The organism is Burkholderia sp. 8Y, from assembly GCF_902506145.1.
In the GTDB taxonomy this organism is placed as follows: domain Bacteria; phylum Pseudomonadota; class Gammaproteobacteria; order Burkholderiales; family Burkholderiaceae; genus Caballeronia.
Window position 1 is genome coordinate 17539 of the sequence record NZ_LR733524.1, and the last position, 22040, is coordinate 39578.

Sequence of the window (22040 nt, forward strand, 5' to 3'; positions counted from 1 at the left end):
GCCTATACCGGGACTGTGCGCACTGCGGACCCACGCGTACGAACCGAGCAAGACGCACACAACAACAGCCAGGACGATAATCCAGTTCCGTTTGACGACGACTCCAGTCAGCGACGGAAGCAACGCTGCGACGCGACGCTCTTCGCTTGTCTGCGGCGCAGCGTTCGATGAGTCACGGCGAACATCGCGGACTTGCGATGAAGCGGCCCGCACCATTGCACGCGTCGCTTCATCGATCCCGAAGAGCGACGCCTGAGTCCGCGTGAGCACCGCACCCTGGCGGTCCGCGCCGCAGTATGGACACGAGATGTCGTCTGCTTGCGATACGCTCTCGCAACGAGGACAGACGACGCAGTAAAGCGAGCGCAATTCTTCCCGCTGGTCCATGGTCACGAATCGGATAGAGCGCCGTTTGCGACGCGTTGGTGCATCAATCGAGCAGCCTGAGTTGACGGGCCGCGAGCGCACCGTTGGCAAGGACGCGACCGACCTTAGCACACCTATACACGATTAGATAGACGAGATTACTCGCGCCATTCTTTGTAAAGAGCGAGAGCAGCGCATCGGCGTAACTCGTTCGACTGGGTGCTAATTCCACGCTGCCAATTGCCCTGCACTTGGTGTCGTGGACGAGATACCCGTTAGATCGCGCAGAGGACATGGCCCCGATGATGCTTCTCGAACGCTCCTTCCGACATCTGCTAATTCTTCCTACAGACGAACCGAATAAGCGGATGCAGGACAGGCAGGCGGTCATCTGCACCGGTCGGAAACACTGGCCGCTAATGATTCTTGCCTCTCTTGCCCAGGCTTCATCGAGACGGAACGATCATCGACGGTCAATCTCACTGCAATGGTGACGCCTAGCCATGCGCGGCATTGCCGATTAGTCACCTAGAACGAACAATCACGCACGAGTTTGCGCGCGCGTGCACCGCATCCGCGCACGACGATACTCGCTAACTGCGTAGACGACCGCTTCGCCGATCGCACGCTCGCCCGTTCAGCCGCTCGCAAAATGCTTTGGCTTCCAGACGACGACACGATTGTAGCGGCAAGACTTGCTGCCCGAAACTATAGAACGTCTCCCCGCGTTCGCGCGCACGATCGTACTCATCGTCGGCGACAAACCGGATGCGGTAGAAGTTCCAACAGGGTCGAAGCGCAGCACGACGTGTTGCCCTTTATCGTCGCGAGCGATCGTTCGAAGGCGTACCGCTCATGATGGTCGAGGCCGTGCTTGTCGAACGTCCGATCGTCGTATTGCGCGTATCGGGGCTCGATGCTTACCTCCCCGAAGCCTTGCTCGTTCCTCTCCGCAAATCTTCAGCGCGCGCAACGTGCCGATGGCACCGCTCGCGGATGCGCAGGCGCAACGGGCAATGACATTGCTCATCCTTTCTCGCCATGCGTTCGATGCCGCCTCCACTTCGCGCTACGACGCCCACTAAAAATAATTCGTTCACCGGCTTTTTCACTTGCGCAAGCCGGGTGAACATGTATCGTAGTAGAGCGAAGGATCTTGTATTGTCCACTTCGCTAATTGGCCATCGCAGGCTTCTTTCGTCTGATGTACTCCGCTGTCTCTCATTACACAGAGGCCATCGTATGAGCCGAGTCGTTATTCTCAGCCTCGCGTCGCTGACTGACGATGATGAAGGCGATGTGGCACTGCCTGCTGAAATAAAGAGCGAATCGGGATCACTCGTCGAGCGCGTGATTCTCTCGACCAAGCGGCCCACGACAGTGCAGTTGCCGGACGATTCGACCATGAGGCGGGCATCATCGGATAGAAGCGGCCGTGCCGCGAATAGCGGCTTGTCTTTCGTCGTGGTCGAACTCGCTACACGGCATGGAACGGGCATCACACGCCGCATTCCATTGATCGGCCGATTCGCTCAGCATACGATCGACCTCGTTCCCGATGACATTCCCGAGTGGCTGATGTGGGCTTCGGCGGACGTGGATCTCGCGCGCACATCGCGCGTACCGTTTGCCGATACGGCCGCCTATCACGTCTGGGGCAGACTGTGGGCGCGCCGGCTCCGTGCATGGCGTCCGGTCGATCTACTCGTTGGCAAGGAAAATTGGAACGCGTACGCGAAGCAGTTCGAACTGACGACGCATGAGCCGTCGCTCCTGCAAATCGGCGGGCCGGAGCTTTCTTCCCGTTTCGTCTCGTTGCCACAGGGGCGGATCAAGGTGCTGCTCACGGCGAACGCAGCGGGCACCGTGAACCGCGATCCGCTCAACATTGTCGTATCACGCGTATCGGCGGGGCCACGTAACACGCTCTTGTCGCTTCTGTCTCTCAACCCATCCCAGCACGCGAATAACGTTGCGAAAGAGTTGTCTCAAGGCTTCGACTGGCAAGGCGTCGGCGAAGACGCCCTTAGCGGATGCGCGCTCGGTTTCGCCGCGATGCGAATGCGCGCACTGGACCGATTCACGGTGTCGGACGCCACGAGCCTTTTCCAGACAGCGCGCGGATCATCCGATGCGGCCATCGTGCTCGCAAACCGCGAACTCGCCGAGAAAGAAGTCGACCTGTCGCGCGTGCTTCGGCTCCTCGACGTTGGCATCGGACGTGCGATCCCCGTCCTCGTGCAATCGCTCGCGGCTGCCATGTCCACGCTCGAAACGCTGAGGCGCCGCCCCGATGTGACGGAGCAACGGATGCTCGCGTCACTTATGGAGAAGGCACGAACGTACAGCCGCGCTAGAACGGGCGCAGGCCCCTTCCTGAGCTTTCAGGGCTGGGCACCGCATGCGCCAGGCGAACCGCAAGCGTCACACGGCTGGGAGCATGCTGCCATTCGCGGCGTCGGGTCGGCTTTTGCCGCTATCGCATCGGGATTCAAGCCCATGGCCGCCACTGCCCTTATTCATACGGAGCGGACGGTGAGCCAGCCGCAGCATGTGAATCTGGATACCGCTCAGTAGCCTCGTCAGCTTGCTGGCGTTACTTCGAGGCCGTCGTTTCACGAATGCCTGTCTCGACTGCGGCTTCTCTCGGAACGGCGCGTCTGTCGAGCATCGTTTCGGACGGGAAACGCGCGAGTTGCACTTCGATGAACGCCCTAAGCGACGCCTTGAACTTCTCTCGCGAGAAGCGTTCGGCATTCTCGCGGCACGCCTGTGAATCGAACAGATGCCGATGTCGCTCGAAGCGCCCAACAGCTTCGATCAGCGATTCAGCCGTCTGCTCCTTGAAGAACACGCCCGTGGCCCGCTCGCCTGGAATGCCGATCACCGTTTCCAGCGCGCCGCCTCTGCCGTACGTGATGACGGGCGTGCCACACGCCTGAGCCTCGATGATCGAGATGCCGAAGTCTTCTTCTGCTGCATACACGAACGCTCGTGCACGCTGAAGATGATCGCGAAGAACTTCGAAGGACTGATAGCCCAGAATCGATACGTTCGGCCCCGCCGCCGCGCGCACCTTGCGCATGTCCGGTCCGTCGCCGATGACCACCAGCCGACGCTCCGGCGTCCTCGAGAACGCCTTCACAATCAGATCGATGCGCTTATACGGCACCATGCGCGACGCGGTGAGATAGAAGTCCTCCTTCTGCGCCCGCACCGGCAACGCGGCGATGTCGACAGGCGGATAGATCACAGTCGCATCGCGCCGATACGCCTTTCTGATGCGCCGCGCGATGAAATGCGAATTGGCGATCAGGTAATCGACGCCATTCGTGGAACGCGCGTCCCAGCCCCGAATGTAGTGCAGCAACGCACGCGCGAACACGGACTTCACGCCCTTCGCCAGCCCGGCCTCGTTCAAATACTGGTGTTGTAAGTCCCATGCGTAACGAATCGGCGAATGCATGTAGCTGATATGCAATTGATCCGGCCCGGTCAGTACGCCCTTCGCCACTGCATAGGAACTGGAGATGACGAGGTCATAGCCCGACAGGTCGAACTGTTCGATCGCAATCGGCATGAGCGGCAGATAGCTGCGGTATCGCTTCTTCGCGAGCGGCAATCGCTGAATGAAAGACGCACGGACCGGCCGGTTCCTGACGCACGTTCGATCTTCGAGAAAGTCGACGAGCGTGAAGATGTCGGCGGTGGGATAGCACTCGATGATCTGCTGAAGAACCTTCTCCGCTCCGCCTGATACCACGAGCCAGTCGTGGACAATCGCAACTTTCACAGTAACTCCTGGTAGTGGATGCTCCATCGGGGCTTGCCAGGCTACCGGCCTGCACTACTGATGACTGTCCTTCGCACTGCGCCTCAACAGTTTCTCGATCGACTGGTACACCCAAATCGCGATCGTCAGGAAAGTGAATATTCCGACCACCCGTACGATGTCCAGCGCACGCACGATCATCGCGAAGAATGCGTACAGACTGGCTGCGAAGGACGTGTCGTCGCGCTCACGCTCCGCGTGCCGCTCCTGCAGGTACCGCCAATTCGGTCGCATTCGAATTCCTTTGTCTGACGATTATGCTTGGTATACCTAATCGAATTCATGCCCGAAACCCCGGACCAAGCATGGAAGATGCCAAAGCCGGTCTTTCAGCGAGATTTCTATGCAAGCCCGATCGCTAGAAATCGTCAGGCGGTTGGAGATATTCGTGAGAACAGAAGATTTCCGTCGCGAAGCGTGCGCGAGGAGAAAGCACACTCTAAGCGATCAGAGGGACTTGAGCAATGAAGCTTGCGTGAATTAGACACCCACAATAAATCGCTCAGCGAAATAATTCAGCTCTGTGCGCGCTGTTCAGCGATCCGTAAAGATTCGCCCTAACGCATCCACGATGCTTTTAAACCTATCTTCTAAGGATTGCCATCGAAGTCGATTTCCCGACTCGCGCGGTATTCAGCAGATCTATCGAGCAATGCCAACTCTCTCGATTTATCCGCGAATGCGCATGACACGACACTTTGTCTCTGGTAGAACGTGTCATGTGAGCAAGCCGGTGCGACCCTAATGCGACGCTCGGCAGCACCAAACTGGGCGTATGACGAATCGCCGCTGCACGAATCAGGGACACCCGATGGGCTTTGCAATCAATGGTAAGTTCGCCTCACAACGCATCACAGGCGTGCAACGCGTGGCCTATGAACTTACGCGCGCCATGCAATCGCGCGCGGCGTCGCCGGCTGAACTGCCCGTGCTCGTGCCGTCCAATGCCACGGATCTGGGACTTGCCGCGCGTCCGACACACATCGGCCGTGGACTCACGGGCAACCTATGGGAGCAGATCTCGCTGCCGCTCGAAGCTCGCCGCGACACGCTCATCAGTCTCTGCAACACAGGACCACTATTTAAGCGGCGGCATATGCTGATGATTCATGACATGGCCGTCTACGATGTACCGCATGGCTTCTCCAGGAAGTTCGTCATGTGGTACCGCCTGCGCTTTTCTCTGCTCAGAAGTCAGGCCAATACGATCTTGACCGTCTCAGGTTTTTCGCGGAACCGCATCTGTCATCACCTCGGCGTCGATGAATCGCGCGTGTTGGTGGTGCGCCCCGGCGCAGACCATATGGACCGTGTCACATCTGAGCCTTCTATCCTTGAGAAGCTCGCGCTCAGCAAGGACAAGTATTGCGTTCTCGTCGGCAGCCTCGATCCACGCAAGAACCTGCGACGGGTGCTAGCAGCAACCGAGCTTCTAAAAGACCTTAAGGACTTCAAGTTCGTCATTGCAGGCGCTGCAAATGCACGCGTGTTCGCCTCCGGGGAATCCGGACCCGGCGCGGACTCGGACCGCGTCATCTGGGCAGGCTTCGTGACCGATGGCGAACTGAAAGCTCTCTATGGCAGCGCGGCTTGCCTGGTATTTGCTTCTCTGTACGAAGGATATGGCCTGCCACCGCTCGAAGCCATGTATTGCGGATGCCCGGTCATCGTTTCGTCTGAAGCGTCGCTGCCCGAAGTATGCGGTGATGCTGCGATGTATTGCGATGCCGGTTCCATCGACGACATCGCGGCGAAGATACGCGTGATGGCAACACAAGAGGACGTGCGGATGAAACACCGGCGCGCGGGACTCGAACACGCCCGACAGTTCAAGTGGGATGGCGCAGCGACGAGGCTCCTGGAAATCATGCAAGCCGCGCGTTAGCCGCGACCGCGCCGAACCGAACGATCGTAAAGCAGAACTATGTAATCGTTGAGTAGGTGATGTCTGGGTCCGTCCCTTTTGCCGCAGTGTGGGGTGGCGCACGTACTGCAAATTGGCGAAGCATGAAGGTAAGTAGTATTGGACGTTGGCGTTTCAAATTTTTTCGGCGCGACCGCGCTTACGTCATACGTTTCGTCGTACCGACTTTTCAAGCAAGCTCCGTCATCAAAACGTTCGTTGCCGACTCCGTCGGTCGCGCTACCTCCGCTTTTCGCTGGACCGCCATTCGAACGCATAAGGAAACTCTCTGATGAACACACCAGTTCTTGGGATCGATCCAGTTCCCGCGCGCACGCGAGACGACAGCTTCTCAGCCAGTGACTTCTGGAAGCTGCTTGTCGATAACGTGTGGCTCGTGCTCGGGATCATCGTCCTGGTGACGGGCGCCGCGACGCTGTACGCATTCATCGCGACACCTGTCTATTCGTCCGACGCGCTCATCAAAGTCGATTTTCCCAATCCCAACGCACTCGGGGTCAATACGCAAGGACAGCAGCAGGCCGTGCCGTCCACGTTGCCCACCGATGCGGAAATGCAGATCATGCAGAGCCGCGCGGTCCTGCTGCCCGTCATCAAGAAGTTCCACCAGGACATCTCCATCACGCCGAGAGAGGTGCCGCTGTTTGGGCGCATTGCAAGCATGTTCGCGACGCCAGGGCAACCCGTGGCGCCCCTTCTCGGCCTCAAGTCCTTTGCGTGGGGCGGGGAAGATGCGGACATCAGCACGCTGGACGTGCCGCCGCGCCTCGAAAACAAGACGCTCACGCTGCGCGCGCTGCCGCAAGGCGCTTACGAGCTGACGGACTCGGACGGCAACTCGGTCCTGCATGGCACCGTCGGCCATCTGACGAATGCCGACGGCATCTCGATCATGGTCGACAAGCTGGTCGCGCGGCCGGGCACCGAATTCAAGGTGGTGCGTTTCAGCGAATATCAGGCGGTGTCGCGCTTCCAGAAGAACCTGAAGGTCATGGAGTCGACAAAGGATTCGGGCGTCGTGCAGGTCGTCTATGAAAACGATGACCCCAAGCTCGCGCAGCAAATCACCGATGCGATCGCGCAGACGTATATCGCGGCGCACATCGACCAGCATCGTGAAGAAGCGAGCGTCACGCGCAATTTCATCATCGGTGAATTGCCGCGTCTCGAGCGCGAATTGCAACGCGCAGAGAGTGAATTGAGCAGTTACCGCAAGTCGTCGAACTCGATGCAGCCGGGCACCGAAGCGACGTCGTATCTGCAAGGCAGCCTCGACATCGAACGGCAAATCGCGACGCTCACCATGCAGCGCACGCAAATGGCGAGCCGCTTTGCACCGAACACGCGCGAAGTCCGCACCATCGACGAACAGCTTGCCACGCTCAACGCGCAGAAGCAGGCCTTCGACAAACGCTTCGGACAACTGCCGGGCTCCGAGCGCAAGCTCATGGACCTGACGCGTGATTCGAAAGTGGCCGAAGACATTTATGTCGCCATGCGCGAGAAAGCGAGCGAACTGGCCGTGACGCGTGCCGGCACGATCGGCAATGTCCATCTGATCGACTCGGCCATCTATCCGACGGAACCCTCCAAGCCCAAGCGCATGCTCGTCATGGCAGGCGGCGCTGCCGGCGGTATCGTCCTGAGCATTCTCTTTGTGTTCTTCCGCGACCAGCTATCGCGCGCGGTAAAGACGCCGCATTCGGTCGAGAGCCGTCTGAGTCTGCCCGTGTTCGGCGCAGTCAGCTTCAGTCCGATGCAGGCGCGACTCGACCGCACCGGCAGGCCGTCGCTTCTGTCCGGCAAGAGCCGTCTGCCTGCGGTCGTCAACGATGTGTCGCGCCGCGTCCTGAGCGACGATCCGAACGCCGGGTCGCAGTTTGAGGGCAGTCACGCGCTCTCGGCGCTCGGCAATCGCGACATGGCCGTGGAAGCCTTGCGTGCGGTGCATGCGTCGCTGATGCTCGATATCGCGCCCGCGCCGAACAATATCCTTGCTGTCGTCGGGGCGACGCCGGGCACGGGCAAGACCTTCGTCGCGTCGAATCTGGCCGTGCTGCACGCGCAGACCGGCAAGAGCGTATTGCTGATCGACGGCGACATGAGACGCGGCCGCATCGCGTCGATCTTCGGACAGGGCGCTGGCAACGGCTTCGCCGAAGTGCTGGCAGGCAAGGCGCAGGTCGATCAGGCGATCCGCGAAAGCGATGTCCCCGGGCTTTCGTTGATGACGGCCGGACGCTATCCCGCGAATCCGTCGAAGATGCTCGCGACGCCGCGCCTTCCGCTAATCCTCGACTACATGCAGCAGCAGTTCGATCTCGTCATCATCGATACACCAGCGGTGCTCGCGGTCAGCGACGCGAACCTGATCGCCGCGAACGCCGGGTCGTCGGTGATCGTCGTGCGCCCGAGCGCGCAAAGCGAAGACGAGCTTCAGGAAGCCATAAAGCGGCTCGATCTGACCGGCGCGCGGATCGCGGGCGTGATCTTCAATGCGGTTCCGAAGCGCCGCAGCGAGAAGCGCACGTACGCCTACGCGAGCGCGTACATGTCGAACGTCGCCACGGAAGAGGACTAAGCGGCAGCGTTGATGTTTAAGCGATAGCGGACCGCCGCTTGAGCGCGGCGTGCGATCCCGCGTTTCGAATCCGCCGCCGACGGGAGTTTCATGTTCGTATCCTGCACGAAGCACGACGTGCCGCGCCGCACGCGGCACCTCGATCCGATCTTGCGCGTCACCTCGATGCTCGCGGTGCTATCGACGGGCATGGCCGCTGCAAACCTGGCCTTCGCCGACCGCGGGCTTCAACTGGCCAGCGCGCAAGGCTCGCTGATCAGCGATGACGCGGGCAGCAAACGCATCGCGCTGAAGATGGACCCGGCGAGCGTGTCGGATGGCGATCAGGTCGTCGCGACGCTGTATCGCTATGACGATAACGCTGAACTCTCGCCGACGCCGCTCGACACGTATCGCGCGTCGCCATCGAAAAGCAAAGGCAGCGCACAGGTGGCCCTCAACGTTTCGTTGCCGGGCGCCGGGCTTTATACGCTCGACGCGAAGGTTGTATCGAAGAGCGGTGCCGAGAGCGATTCGTTCAAGATAAGCCTTGCCGCGCTCGCGTCCGGCAAGGGCGAGTTCAAGGAAGCAGGCGTCGCCACACATTTCGGACAACGAAAGGGTGTGCCCGAAACGGTGATGTCGCTTATCAAGCGCGCCGGCTTCACATGGATTCGCGACGAACTGTACTGGACCTCTGTCGAACCCGCTCCCGGGCAATTCCAGTTCCCGCGCAAGGACAGCGACTACGGCGGCTATGTCGCTCAGGCTGCGAAAATGGGCCTGAAGCCCTTGATCGTGCTCGATTACGGGAACGGTCGCGCCTACCCCGCTCTCTTCAAAGGACCGAAGGGATTTCCACAGACGCAGCAGGAGCGTGACCTCTTCGTGCGTTACGCCGAGAAAGTCGTCGGCTTCTATGGCAAGTATGTGAAGACGTGGGAGATATGGAACGAGCCGGCTTTTCCGAGCATCAGCTACGACCAGTACATTGCACTGCTCAAGCCCGTCTACACGGCAATCAAGAAGCAGAGTCCCGACGCGAGTGTGGTGTCGTGCGGCGGCGGCGGAGCCGGAGGCGGTCCCGGCGGCGATTGCATCGTGCAGATCGTGAAGGCGAACGCGCTCGCGTATCAGGACGGCTTCAGCATTCATCCTTACATGTCGCCGTATGATCCGGACCGCGGTTACGAGGCGAAGGGCTCGCCGCTGCCGCGCGTGAACGTATCGACCGTATGGCCGCACTTGCAGCGCATGACGCAGTCGCATCCGCGCCCTGGCGTGGGGCGGCTCAAGGTGTACATCACCGAAATCGGATGGCCGTCGAGTCCCGCGGATGCCGGTCTTTCCGAGCAGAAGCAGGCCGCCGCCGCCGCGCGCACGTTCCTGCTCTCGCGCCGCTTCGGCACGGTGGAGACGGTCATCTGGTACGACTTCGTCGACGACGGCGTGGACCCGGCCGAGAAGGAAGCGAACTTCGGCCTGGTGCGGCTGGACCTGACGCCGAAGCCCGCGTACGTCGCGGCGGCGACGCTCTTTCGCACCATCGGCGCGCGGACGTTCAACCGCTCGTTCGTCGACGACGACAAGACCAAGATCTATCAATACGGCAGCGACGACCGCGTGATCGTGGGCTGGAAAGGCGATTCCGACGCCGACCCAACGCCCACGCCCGCGCCGATTCCGCCGGGGACGTACAAGCAACTCGACTGGCAGGGCGCCGCGTCGACCATCGAAGTCAAGGAAGGCTTCGAGTGGAAACTCGGCGCGCTGCCCAAGTACCTCATTCCGGCAGCGAAATGAACCGACTCGCGCACGAAGGCAAAAAAAAACGCTCCGGCGCACTGCATGCCGGAGCGTTCCATCGCGATATCCACTTAAACCGGATTCGCCTTGACGAAGTTCTTGAAGGCCGTGTATGCGCCGGTCTTCGTGACGCCGTCGTTCTTGATGAGGCCGTACGTGTCGTCGATCACCGCGTACATCATCACCGACTGAATGTTGTACTTGTCCTTGATGGACCGGTACTCGGTGAGCGCCTTGGTGATGTAGGCGGTCTGCTGCGCCGCCGTGTCCACCTGGCCGTACCAGCCCCATTCCGTCAGCCAGATCGGCACGTTGAACGAATCTTTCAGCGCCTGGAGCACGTCGTAGCACTGGCTGTTCTGCCAGCCGCACAAGGCATCGCCCGAACTTTCGTACCAGTGGTAGCAGGTGAAGTCCCAGCGCACCGAAGCCGCGCCGCCGACGCCAGCCGACGTGCCGTTCGGCGAGATGCCGTTCCACAGCATCTGCAGTGCGCGGTACGACAGCGCGATGCCGGTGCCCACGCCGACCTTGATCGACGAGTCGATGGCGCGCACGCCGTCCACCATGCCGCGAATCACGCCACGGTATGCGGGCCACATCGACGGGCTCCAGTTGCTGGAGTCGTGTCCGTCGCCGCTGATCTTGAGCGAGACTTCGAGTTCGTTGCCGCACTCCATGTACTTCACGAGCCCCTTCAACTGCTGCGTGACGCCGGTCGCGAGGTTGTAGCCGAGCGTGTAAGCCGCCGATTCGCTGAGCGAGCCGTTCCAGCCGCAGGACGCCGGGTTCAGCACCGGAAGAATGTTCACGCCGCTGTTCTTGAAGGCGCCGTTCAGCGCATTCGCGAGCACGGTCGCCATGCCGCTCGACGCCACGTCGGCGCGATAGTTCGTGACGCCGAGATCCTTCAGGATCGCGAGCTGCGCGGCGGCGGACATCGTCTGATAGATGCCGTTGCCGTAGGCCATGTGGCCGTTGATGCCGTAGAAGAGCGAGCTGCTCGTGGCGGCCGCCGCCGTGGTGCCGCGCGGGTCTGCCGTGCCCAGGTTCTGCCACGGCGAGCTGCCGTTCTTGAACCAGTTGCCGGCCGAGTTCTTGCCGTAGATGACGCCGTTGTAATAGAGGATGTTCGTGAACGCGACGGGCGAACCGGTCGCCACGGTCGCGCCGTTGCGCGTCGCGTGGCCGTTCACGAGCGTCCAGACGGCGCCGGAGCTATCCGTGACGGATGCCGCCGGCGGAATGAGCGTGCCGCTCGCGGAAGCCGCCTTGGCGACGCCCGTTTCGGCATTTGCAACGCTGTCCGTGTTCGTTGCGTCTGTCCCACCGCCGCAGGCTGCGAGGGCCGCGCTGCCAGCGCCTGCCATCAGGAGCGACAGGAAGCTTCTACGCGAGATCGGTGCATTGCGGGCGTCAGTCACGGAAGACACGGAAAATCGGTCCTGCTTTTGGGTGGGAAAGTTCGTAGACACGGGAAAAAGTGCGTGTTTGCGTTAAGGAGACCGGAGTATATGTTCCTAAAACGCTCTTAAACGTTTCTGAATGTAACAAAAAAGGAAAGAGGTAAACCCTCACTTTATTCATATCGTAAGTAGGAAATCTTCCTTCAGATGATTATGTGAGGGAAACAAACGTTCGCTTGTTTTTGGGGGTAGCAGTAAAAAGCGGCTGCTCCGAAGGTTACTGGATTCCGCCCCGTTTCGCTTTCAGCAAATTTGACCGGAATTACGTCGGTCTACGAACGATCGTCAGGCGAAAAGCGCGCTGCTTCGCGCGCCGAAATTACCTTGTCAGCGACGAGCGCACGGGAATTTCTCCGCAGTCTTGCGTGGCCGGGGAAGAGCGGTTTCGGTCGGAATGCCCGGCCCGCGGGTGATCGGCGCGGCGCTTCGATGCAGCGTCGCTTCGGATCACTGACCGGACGAACGGAGGTTCAGCGTTCGTGACGCATGCCGCCGCACGCGGACGCCATGCCCTAAACCATGCAGCCGGAGAACTGTGTTGAGCCTGCAATCATCACCGCTGCCCAATCGCATGTCGCACGTCGACGCTATCCGCGCGGTCGCCGTGCTGTTCGTGATGTGGACGCACTACGCGGAAAAGTTCTCCGACCTGTCGGGCTCGGAGCACTGGCTCGATGCGCTTCAGCACTACGGCAACTTCGGGCGCATCGGCGTCGTGGTGTTCTTCGCGCTGAGCGGACTGTTGATCCCGAAGAGCCTGCACGGTCCCATCGGACCCGGCACGCGGCACTTTCTGGTGAGGCGGTTCTTCCGTCTGTATCCCGCGTTCTGGGTGTCGATACCGCTCGGCTTCCTCGCGTACTGGATGCTGTTCGGAAAGCAGCTCGAACCCGCAGGCTGGCTCGCGAACGCGACCATGGTGCCCCGCCCCCTGGGTTATCCCGAGGTGATGGGACACTACTGGACGCTCGAAACGGAACTCGTGTTCTACGTGCTCTGCCTCGCCCTGTTCTGGCAAGGACGGATTCACCGCATGCGCGATTTATGCGTGGTGTGCGTGTCGCTGGGCGCCGCGTTCGTGATTACATCGGCGCTTAAGATCGTGCCGGCCAATGCGCTCGGTCAGTACAAGGGCATGCTCTATCACTTGTCGATCATGTTCTGGGGCGCCTGTTTCCGGCACTTCTACGACAATCCCGGCGCACGCGTCGTCTTCGACGTCCCGGGCGCGCGGACGCTGCGAGCCGACTGGTCATACAAGACCGCGTTCCTCGCGGTGACCGGCGTGATCGCGGGCATCTCGGTGCTGACATTCTGCGTCGCGATCAAGCAGCACGACACGGAACACATCATCAACTCCGTGAGCTATCTCGTCGGAATGGGCATCTTCACGCTGCTCGCAACGGTCGCGAAGATTCACTGGCGCTCCTTCGCATGGCTCGGCGAACGAAGCTATTCGCTCTATCTGCTGCACGGCGTGCCCCTATACGTGATGTATTGGTTATGCGAGCGCGCCGGCTGGACCGGCGGCCCACTGGCTTTGTACATGGTCATTGCCGGCATATTGGGGATCGCGCTGTCTTCAGTCGCGTTTCGTCTCGTCGAAGCACCGTGCATCCGGCTCGGCCACGCGTTGACGTCCACGAGAAGAGCGTCTGCGCGAAGCGCGCTCGGCGATCCGGCCACCGAAGAGAACGCACGCCGGTTGCCGTGATGATCCCTGCGGCTCGCCTTCCAGCGCGTGCGCGCATGAACCGACGCGGACCTGCCGTTTAGCATCTGCATGCCGATACAGAGGAACTCATGTATTCAAAGATCGTATCCGTCCTGTTCTACATGTTCTTCACCTGCGTGATCTTCAATCCGCAGATCAACGGCGCGACGATCTATTTCTATCTGTTCATCCCGTTCCTGGACCCGAAGTTCGTGCGGTTCCTCACGGCGACGGTTCGCCACTGGAGCGTTCCGTTGGTGCTGGCCGTGGCGGTCAGTCTTCTGGGTTCGCCGAGCGTCGCGGCGCGTGTCGTCTCCATCGCCATCTGCATCGGCTATCTGATGTACACCATGGGCCGGCGCATCAGCTATCTGCATCACTGGATGGGTATCAACATCGTCTTCGCGATGGTGCAGTTCGTGCTCTATTACGTCGACAAGGGCCTCGCCTGGCAACTCGGTCCGACGCAGTTGGCGGAGACCATCTGGGGCCCCTATGCGACGCGCACCTACACGAACTTCTTCGAGATTTTCTACTTCGCCCGCGTGTCCGGTTTCTCGCGGGAAGCCGGCTTCTTCTCGTCGCTGCTCGTCGCCTCGCTGATTGCTTATCTGTTGACCGAGAAGGTCAACAAGAAGGTCGTCGCGCTCTACGCCGTCGGCCTCTTTATCTCCTTCTCGAAGTCTTCGCTGATTCTCTTCATCTTCCTCGCCCTGTTTCCGCTGCGTCACAAGCTGCGGCTCATTCATCCGCTCGTGATTCTCACGGCGTTCATCGGCGTGGTCGGGCTGATCGCGGTTTATCTCGGCAACCACGCGTTCTTCGGATCGACGACATTCGCGCACCGCCTCGGCGGATACCCTTTCCTGCTCGACGCCAGACTCGAGGACCTGCTGGCAGGCGTCACCGCCGACGACGTCCGCTCGCATTACATGTACATGCCGTCCCTGCGCCTCGTCGAAACGGAGATCGCCGCCGGCATTCCGTTCGCCGGCCTGCCCGCGAGCGTCGCGGACATGGGGCTTTTCAGCGCGTTGCTGCTCTTCGGCGTGGTCGCGTTCACCGCGAGCGATGGCTTCGTCATGTTGCTGCTGCTTCTGCTCACCTCGACGGTCAGCATCACCACCGTGACGTCGTTCGTGCCGATCGCCTACCTGATCCTCTACTGGCCGCGATTCGCGGCGTATCGCCAAAAGCGCACGTGGTTCATGCAGGAGAGCTTCGCGCTGACGCCGATAGAACGATTCGGCTTCGGCCGGGCGAAGCGCATGCGGCTCGCGGGCGCGCCGTGGCGGCGCAAGCTGCTCGTCGTGACGGGGCCGGCGTCGAGGTCGGGAAAAACTTTCGTGGCGGCGAATCTCGCAGGCGTGAATGCCCGTGCCGGCAAGCGCGTGCTGCTCATCGACGGCGACTTGCGGCGCGGCCGCATGGCGTATTTGTTCGGAATATCGGGTAGCGCGGGGCTCGCGCAAGTGCTGGATGGCATCGTGGACGTCGATCGCGTGATCCGCTCGGTCGGCGCCTCTGGCGTGGACGTGATTCCCGCTGGCGGCATGCCCGCCGATCCGGTGGAACTGCTCTCGAACGGTCGCCTGCCGCGCCTGATACAGCAAGTCGCGCCGCATTACGACCTCATCATCATCGACACCCCGCCGGTGCTGTCGGTCGATGATGCAAGCCTGGTCGCGGCGCTCGGCGGCTCGACGGTGCTCGTCGCGCAACCGGGCCGGCGCAGCGAGGACGAACTCGAAGAGGCGTTCAGACAGCTCGATCAGGTCGGCGCGCATGTCGTCGGCGTCGTCTTCAACAACGGCATGGGGCGTCCCGCCGGAGAGCGCACGACGCGCGCTTACCCCGGCGGCTATGCAGCGCGGCGCCGGCGGCCTTCCGTTTCGTATTGAGTTCTGGACCGCCGCAAACGACGGCGTCTACTTCGATCTCGCCACGGCAATGAGATCGACGAAGAACGCAACCGCGAGCGCCGAGGCGCCGATCATGAACAACAGGCGATAGTCACCGCCGCTCGCTGAGAACAAAAACGAAAGTCCATACGCGGCGACGGCCTGCATGACGGCGAAGCTCGTGGTCGCGGTGCGCCACGCGCCCTTCTGCGCGGCGGGATGATGCGCGAGCAGTTCGTTCACGCGTCCGAGCACGAGCGGCACGATGCCGGGCGTGAACGCGCCGACCATCACGCTCGACACCATCAGCAACGCGGCGTTCGACCCGAGCGCAGGCAACGCGACCGCCGCAAACTGAAGCAGCAACGCGACACGCAGCGCCCGGCCGAAGCCCGCGCGATCCGCGAGATGCCCGGCGAGCAACGGCCCGATCATCGCGCCGAGGCCATACAGCACCCAATATTGCGCGCCGGCATCGACGCCTTTGCCGAGGCCGCGCGCCACGTAATCGACGAGAAAGATCATGTGCGGCACGAGACCGACCGCATTCAGAGCGTACTCGACGAAAAGCGCACCCAACGTGATCGTCGACGTTTTCGGGCGCGCTGGAGCATGCGTCGCAGCGGGCGCGGGTGCTGCGTCGGCGGGCCATCCGTTCCATGCGACGACGGTGAGCAGGAGCGACACCACGGCGAGCCCGAGCCACGTTTGTTCGAGGCCCTGACGCAGCAGAAGCGGCACGATGGTCCCCGAAGCGGCGACGCCCATCCCGATGCCGGTGAAGATCACGCCGCCCGCGAAGCCGCGCCGCGACGGTGCGACGTGCGCGAGGATCGTCGGCGCGGCCAGCACCATCAGCGCGCCGCCCGACACGCCGGATGCGAAGCGCCACGCGAAGAACCACAGGAACGAAACAGGAAACGCGCACGCGACGAACGCAATCGTGGCGAGCAGCATCATCGCGCGCAGGACGGTCGCGGCGCGCGCGTGGCGCGTGAGCGTGCCGGCCATGAGCGCGCCCGCCAGATACCCGCCGAGGTTGGCCGCGCCGAGATAGGCCGCCGTGGAAGGCGCGAACCAGTGCGCGCCGATGATCGCGGGCAAGAGCGGCGTGTAGGCAAAGCGCGCGAGTCCGATGCCGACGAGACTCGCGCTTGCGCCCGCAAGCATGCCGCGCCACGGTTGAAACGTCGCGGGCGCGGACTGATTCGAGACTGCGTATCGCATACTGCCTCCGATGTCGATGGAGGCAGTGTAGGTCGTATCGTTTCGTGGGTGAATCGGCGTGTCGCGGAAGACATTCTTCCGCGAATCGGCGCAATCGGCGCCTTAGCCGAGCCGCAGCCGCTTGAAATGACGGCGCAGGCGCGGCGTCGCGAAGTCGATGAAGGCGCGCACTTTCGGCACTGCGAGCCGCCCTTGCGGCGTCAGCAGATGAACGGGCAGCGGCGCGTGCTCGCGGTCGGCCAAGACGATGCGCAGCGTCTCGTCGTTCACTTCGCTCGCGATGTGATACGAGAAAAGCCGTGTGAGCCCTTGTCCGTCGACCGCGCACGCCACGGCCGCGCGCACCGTGTTCACGACGAGGCGCGGCGCGAACTGCACGGCTTGCGCAATGGCCGATCCGCTCGACGCGGGAAAGCTCCACGAATCGAGGCCGAAATGCGTCATCGAGATGATGCGATGCTGCGCGAGATCGGCGGGCGTTTCGATGGGCGGATGCTTCGCGAGATAGCGCGGCGAAGCGGCCACCACGCGCCGCACGTCGCCGACCGGAATGGCGATGAGCGTCGAGTCCGCGAGATGCGCGATGCGCAGCGCCACGTCGATGCCTTCGTCGATCAGGCTCACGGGCCGGTCGAGCAATTGCAGACGCACGGAGACGCCCGGAAAGCGCGCGATGAAGTCATCGAGCATCGGCTGCAACAAGGCTTCGCCCGCCGCGACGGGAGCGGTGATGGTCAACAGACCACGCGGTGCGGCGCGTTCGTCCGCGATCAGCAGGTCCGCTTCCTCGAGGTCAGTGAGAATGCGCCTGCATGCGGACGCGTAACGCTCGCCCGCCTCGCTGAGTTTGATGGTGCGCGTGGTGCGATGAAGCAGCGCCGTGCCGGCATGCGCTTCGAGAAAGGCGATCGCGCGGCTGACCGCCGCGGGCGAGCGCCCGAGCCGTCGGCCCGCGCCCGCGAGGCTGCCTTCGTCGAGCGTGGCGATGAAGACTTTCATCGCGTCGATGCGGTCCATGTCGATGAGCGAAGCTGCGTTTCGATGAGAGCGCCCAGTTCAACGCGGCGCGATGAAGCGTGCGCGTCGAACGTCCAGACCGCGCAGGCCGCGCGCCATTGCAGCGCGCGGCGGCAAGCACTACGCTTCCGCGCGCAACGGCCCGCGCGTCATTTGCAGCAGCCGGCCCCATTCATAGTCCACGCTTTCGGGAAGCATCCGCAGGACGCCCGCGCCCGGCGTGAACGTTAGTTCACCGAAGAAAATGTCGTCGTTGCGCGAATACAGATCCACACGCACGTATTCGAAGTCCTTCGCGAGTGCGCCCGCGACTTCGAGCAACGCATCCAGATTCTTCGGGCGAGGCAACGGCGTCTCGCTGCGCACGTATGCGCCGAACGTGATGTCGAGCGGCTTCCAGTTGGCGTCGAAGACATCGCCGCGCGGCGTCTCTCCGAAGCGATCCGAAATCACCAGGATGTAGATGGTCTGCTTGCCCGACTTCTCGTTGAATACGTGAAACTTCAGATCGGCCGGCACGACGCCGTTATCGTCGAGAAGCAGCGTCTCGAAGTACACGCGCGGCTTGATCGCGCGATAGTGCCGCTCGCGTGCGATCTTGTAGAAGTCGGTGGCGAGCCACTCTTGCGCGAGCGCCGCCAGTTCCTCGAACGTCGTATCCTTCTTGTCCCTCACGACCTTCACGAAGCCGCTGCCGTGGTTCGCTTTCATCACGAACTGATTCGGCAACTGGTCGAAGACGGTCTTCGTGAACACCGCCGGCTCCGCGATCAACGGAATCAGGTATTGCGGTCCGATTTTTCGGGCGATGAAGTCGCGCACCGCGAGCTTGTCGCTGAGATCCACGTAGCGCGGGTCCGGGTGCAGACAGCGGCTGAGAATCTGTTCGTTGAAGGTGAGCGGACGCTTGAGATTGGGGAATCGCCCGATCCTGCGGCGATGCACGAAACTCAAGAAGACGTCGTCGGGCAGAAAGACTTTTGCGCTGTCAATGAGCCTTTTCGAAAGCGACATCCGGTTATCCCCCTGTAAATGTCATGTAATGTTTAGGCGCGATTCGCGGCCCACGGGTAGCGGGCGCCCTCGGCTTTTTCACCGGTCAGGTGCATCCCGAAATCGTCCCAAGGCAGTCGCCTTGGCACCGTGCGCCACCGTACACAGCGTCCTATAAACGATTGCTTGCGGATTTTGCTTGTATTAGGCGGCCGAGAAATGCTATTTGGAAGCGGCGATCATTTCGTCGCCTATTCGCCGCAACGGTTCTTTGCGCGTTGCTCTTGAGCAAGGCGAATTCCCGACGAGCGCGGGCATGAGGTCATGCTTATCGCGTGAAGGCGAAGAAAGGCGCGGCGATGCGCCGCCCGCCGCTTGAGAGCTTGCGCTTTGGACTCAACGCGAAACATTTAGGTTGTCCAGCTAGCGCAAAGTATCAATTGCGCTCCCTTCAAAGAACTGCGCGCGACAAGGGCGTTTTTGCAAATATCGCTTGCGCATACTAATGCGAGAACGAAAATCATTCTCGCGTTCCAGCGTCAATATGCGTATTTGCAGTCGTTTCCAGGCGGCGCGCGGATGCGGAGTCAGTGCGCGCCTAGCCGGCCTGCTCTTCCGAGAGATCGCTGAAAAGATCGGGCGTCGCCTCGACCGCTTGTTGCCGCCCCTGTAATTTGCCGCCCCGTACCTCGGCGAGGACATCAGGCGACAGCCAGAGCTCTTCCATCGCGCCGATGCCGCGTTCGATCATCTGCTGCAAAAAGAATGATTGCTTGCGTCCCGTTACTTCCGCCAATAACCGCAACCTCTGCTCGATTGCCGGCTCGACTCGTACCGCGACCACCTTCAACTTGTTTTCGGCGGTCCTTCTCAACTTCTGCTCCTTCGAGGTAAAGCACACACTCAATCGCGCCGCAAAGCGCGAACGCAGCGGTGCTTCTACCATGAAGATCGAGCGCGTCGCAATGTTTTTTCTCCGCGAGAAGCGTGCATCAATAAAAAACCGCGCAATGCCATCGAGTGACATTGCGCGGCAAACACCCGCTTGGAGTTCGATCGACAGGCAGAGCCTTACGGCGCCGCCACGCCTTGCGTCTTGGGCGTATAAGGCGTGTAGAAGCTCGAACCGGCCCACGCAGGCGCGGCGCCCGTGTACAAGGCGGCGCCTTGGGCATAGTTCGCGCCATCGTGCCAGTCGCCGCTGCCGGTGTACTTCGCCACCGCTGGATACGGGTAGACCGGACGCGTTGCGGTGACCTTGTTCGTGGAGTCGGTCTGATACGTCATGACGGCATTAGGCGACGAGCCGTGCTCGACCCAGCCGGTGATCTGCGAAACAAGGTCGATGTTCGGAAAGCCCTCGCCGCCGCCGCAGTGACCCACGCCCGGCACCAGATAAAGACGCGTGAACTCGTTGGCGCTCGCTTCGCCCATCGTGTTCTGCACCGCCTGGTAATACGCGATCGTGAAGAGCGGCGAGATGTGCTGGTCCGCCCAGCCGTGCCACAGAATCAGCTTGCCGCCGGCCTTCTTGAAAGCGGACAGGTCGGGATTCGTCGCGTCGTTCAGTGGATGATTCGCCTGAAGATAGTTCGGATAGAAGCTCGCGTCGCGATAGCCGAAGGTGTCGATGTTCGGCATCGTCGGCGATCCCGTGAAGATCAGGTTGTACGCGCCGCTCACGATCGTATAGCTGAAGAGACTCGTCACGGAGACGGGTGCGTCCGTCGACTTCGATGTCGGCAATTCGACGCCCGGCCAGTTCACTTCCGAGCCGTATTGCGGCGAGCCGCCCAGCATACGCGTGCCGGTCGTCGCATCGGTCGGGCCGGCGTAGATCTTCGTCGCCGTCGCGACTTCCGCTGGGGTCAGACAGTTGCTCGTGTCGGACGCGCTTGCGCCGCACTGGATCGTCGCCGGATCGAAATGGCAGGCGCGCGGATCGGCGATCAGCCCGTCAGCCGCGCCCGATTGGCCGCCGCAAGCAGCCACCACCGCCTTGTGCAGAACCGCGGCCTTGTCCGCGTAAAGCACGGCCTTGCCGGCGCTGGTGCCCGTCGTGCTGTTCGACTCGACGCTCCAGCCGTGATACAGCGAATTCTGGATCTGGAAGTGCGCAGCCGGCGCGCCCGCGACGATGCCGTTATAGTCCGCCGGATAACGCTGCGCGGCCATCAACGCTTCGCGCCCGCCGTCCGAGCAACCGACGAAGTACGCGTACTTCTGCGCCTGCCCGTAGTAAGTCTGGATCAGCTTCTTCGCGGCGAGCGTCGTGATGTGCTGGCCGCGATAGGCGAAGTCGGCCTGCTTTTGCGGGTCCGTCGTCCATGATGAATCCTGTCCCGAGTGGCCCATGTCGGTCGCTGCCGTCACGAAGCCGCCCTGCTGCACGAGCGGACACGTGTAGCTGAAGCTGAAGGAGGTTTGCTTCGTCGGGTCGCTCAGGTTGCCGCATAGCCCGCCGCAACCGAGTTCGGCAAAACGCTGCGTCCACGAATCGACAGGCAGCGCGACCTCGAACGTATTCGACGGCGCGAGCGTGCCTTTCACCGTGCAGAAGTTGACCGTCGCGCCGTTGATTGTCGCGGCGGTGACCGTGGCTGAACTAATGGCGCTTCCTGCGCCGCCGATATCGGTGATATCGAGCGAGGCGAGCTTCGAACAATCGACGACGGGCTTGACGACCGATAACGGCGCACTGCTCGAACTGCCGTTGCTGCTACTGCCACCGCATGCCGCAACCATCGCAACCGCAACGCACGCAACGCAGAGCGTCAGCAGCGACACCGCGCCCGCGCGGGCGCGCGTGAATCCCGCAACTAATCTCGTGACTCTCATGGTGATCTCCATACTTCAATGTTTCGTTGTACGTATTTTGCTTATGAGTCGAACCGCACCATCAGAACCGGTGGATGATACCCACGCCTGCGCCGAACATATTGCGCGTTGCCGAAGGCACGCCTTGGAAGCCGTCGCCGAGCGTCGCGTTGGCGGTCACCTGATGGCCCGCCGTGTTGCCCGTCGGCGCCGAGAGCGTATTTCCGTTGGCGCGCTGGTACGCTTCGAGCGCGTAGAAGCCCGTGCGCTTCGAGAGCGAGTAGTACTGGGACAGGTTGAACTGGTGATACGACGCCGCGCTCGTGATGCCGTTCGCCTTGCTCGTCCACGTATAGCTGTAGCCCGCCCCGAAGTCCCATGCCGACGATGCCTTCCAGTGCAGCACCGTGCCCGCCG

At 61.7% G+C, this 22040-nt stretch carries 14 protein-coding genes and 1 pseudogene; 6 read left to right on the plus strand and 9 right to left on the minus strand.

Annotated features, from left to right (window positions below; translation table 11 throughout):
* Positions 1-1608 precede the first annotated feature (1608 nt).
* Positions 1609-2943 (plus strand): hypothetical protein, encoded by a 1335-nt coding sequence (locus GV035_RS25760; RefSeq protein ID WP_159838395.1) that lies wholly within the window; start codon positions 1609-1611, stop codon positions 2941-2943.
* Between the two features lie 19 nt (positions 2944-2962).
* Here GV035_RS25760 and GV035_RS25765 read toward each other — a convergent pair whose 3' ends face one another.
* Both GV035_RS25765 and GV035_RS25770 read right to left on the minus strand, forming a co-directional pair.
* Positions 2963-4159 carry a glycosyltransferase family 4 protein gene (locus tag GV035_RS25765; protein ID WP_159838397.1) on the minus strand — a complete coding sequence of 399 codons (1197 nt, stop codon included), beginning with the start codon at positions 4157-4159 and terminating at the stop codon, positions 2963-2965.
* A gap of 54 nt (positions 4160-4213) precedes the next feature.
* On the minus strand, positions 4214-4432 hold the full coding sequence (locus GV035_RS25770) for a hypothetical protein (RefSeq protein WP_159838399.1): 219 nt from the start codon (positions 4430-4432) through the stop codon (positions 4214-4216).
* Between the two features lie 577 nt (positions 4433-5009).
* Here GV035_RS25770 and GV035_RS25775 point away from each other — a divergent pair.
* From GV035_RS25775 to GV035_RS25785, 3 genes are all read left to right on the plus strand, one after another.
* Positions 5010-6083: a glycosyltransferase family 4 protein gene (locus tag GV035_RS25775; protein ID WP_159838401.1), complete on the plus strand. Its 1074-nt coding sequence runs from the start codon at positions 5010-5012 to the stop codon at positions 6081-6083.
* Positions 6084-6393: 310 nt separating this feature from the next.
* Positions 6394-8703: a polysaccharide biosynthesis tyrosine autokinase gene (locus GV035_RS25780; protein ID WP_159838403.1), complete on the plus strand. Its 2310-nt coding sequence runs from the start codon at positions 6394-6396 to the stop codon at positions 8701-8703.
* A gap of 90 nt (positions 8704-8793) precedes the next feature.
* Positions 8794-10485, plus strand: coding sequence for a beta-glucosidase (locus GV035_RS25785; protein WP_159838405.1), 1692 nt, complete (start codon positions 8794-8796; stop codon positions 10483-10485).
* 74 nt (positions 10486-10559) lie between these two features.
* On the opposite strand, the gene GV035_RS25790 is transcribed toward GV035_RS25785, so the two are convergent.
* On the minus strand, positions 10560-11921 hold the full coding sequence (locus tag GV035_RS25790; protein ID WP_159838407.1) for a glycosyl hydrolase: 1362 nt from the start codon (positions 11919-11921) through the stop codon (positions 10560-10562).
* 577 nt (positions 11922-12498) lie between these two features.
* Here GV035_RS25790 and GV035_RS25795 point away from each other — a divergent pair.
* Both GV035_RS25795 and GV035_RS25800 read left to right on the plus strand, forming a co-directional pair.
* Positions 12499-13668: an acyltransferase family protein gene (locus tag GV035_RS25795; RefSeq protein WP_442859603.1), complete on the plus strand. Its 1170-nt coding sequence runs from the start codon at positions 12499-12501 to the stop codon at positions 13666-13668.
* 89 nt (positions 13669-13757) lie between these two features.
* Positions 13758-15569: a polysaccharide biosynthesis tyrosine autokinase gene (locus GV035_RS25800; protein WP_159838409.1), complete on the plus strand. Its 1812-nt coding sequence runs from the start codon at positions 13758-13760 to the stop codon at positions 15567-15569.
* 27 nt (positions 15570-15596) lie between these two features.
* Here GV035_RS25800 and GV035_RS25805 read toward each other — a convergent pair whose 3' ends face one another.
* The 6 genes and pseudogenes from GV035_RS25805 to GV035_RS25830 form a co-directional block, all read right to left on the minus strand.
* A complete protein-coding gene (locus GV035_RS25805; protein ID WP_159838411.1) occupies positions 15597-16796 on the minus strand; it encodes a YbfB/YjiJ family MFS transporter in 1200 nt (399 codons plus the stop codon).
* 102 nt (positions 16797-16898) lie between these two features.
* On the minus strand, positions 16899-17813 hold the full coding sequence (locus GV035_RS25810; RefSeq protein ID WP_159838413.1) for a LysR family transcriptional regulator: 915 nt from the start codon (positions 17811-17813) through the stop codon (positions 16899-16901).
* A 120-nt stretch (positions 17814-17933) separates the two neighbouring features.
* Positions 17934-18827, minus strand: a complete 894-nt coding sequence (locus GV035_RS25815) for an ATP-grasp fold amidoligase family protein (protein ID WP_159838415.1) — start codon at positions 18825-18827, stop codon at positions 17934-17936.
* Positions 18828-19404: 577 nt separating this feature from the next.
* Positions 19405-19680 (minus strand): hypothetical protein, encoded by a 276-nt coding sequence (locus GV035_RS25820; protein WP_159838421.1) that lies wholly within the window; start codon positions 19678-19680, stop codon positions 19405-19407.
* Between the two features lie 197 nt (positions 19681-19877).
* Positions 19878-21644, minus strand: a complete 1767-nt coding sequence (locus tag GV035_RS25825) for a tannase/feruloyl esterase family alpha/beta hydrolase (protein ID WP_201304068.1) — start codon at positions 21642-21644, stop codon at positions 19878-19880.
* Positions 21645-21705: 61 nt separating this feature from the next.
* Positions 21706-22040, minus strand: a pseudogene (locus GV035_RS25830) (porin); the annotation flags it as partial.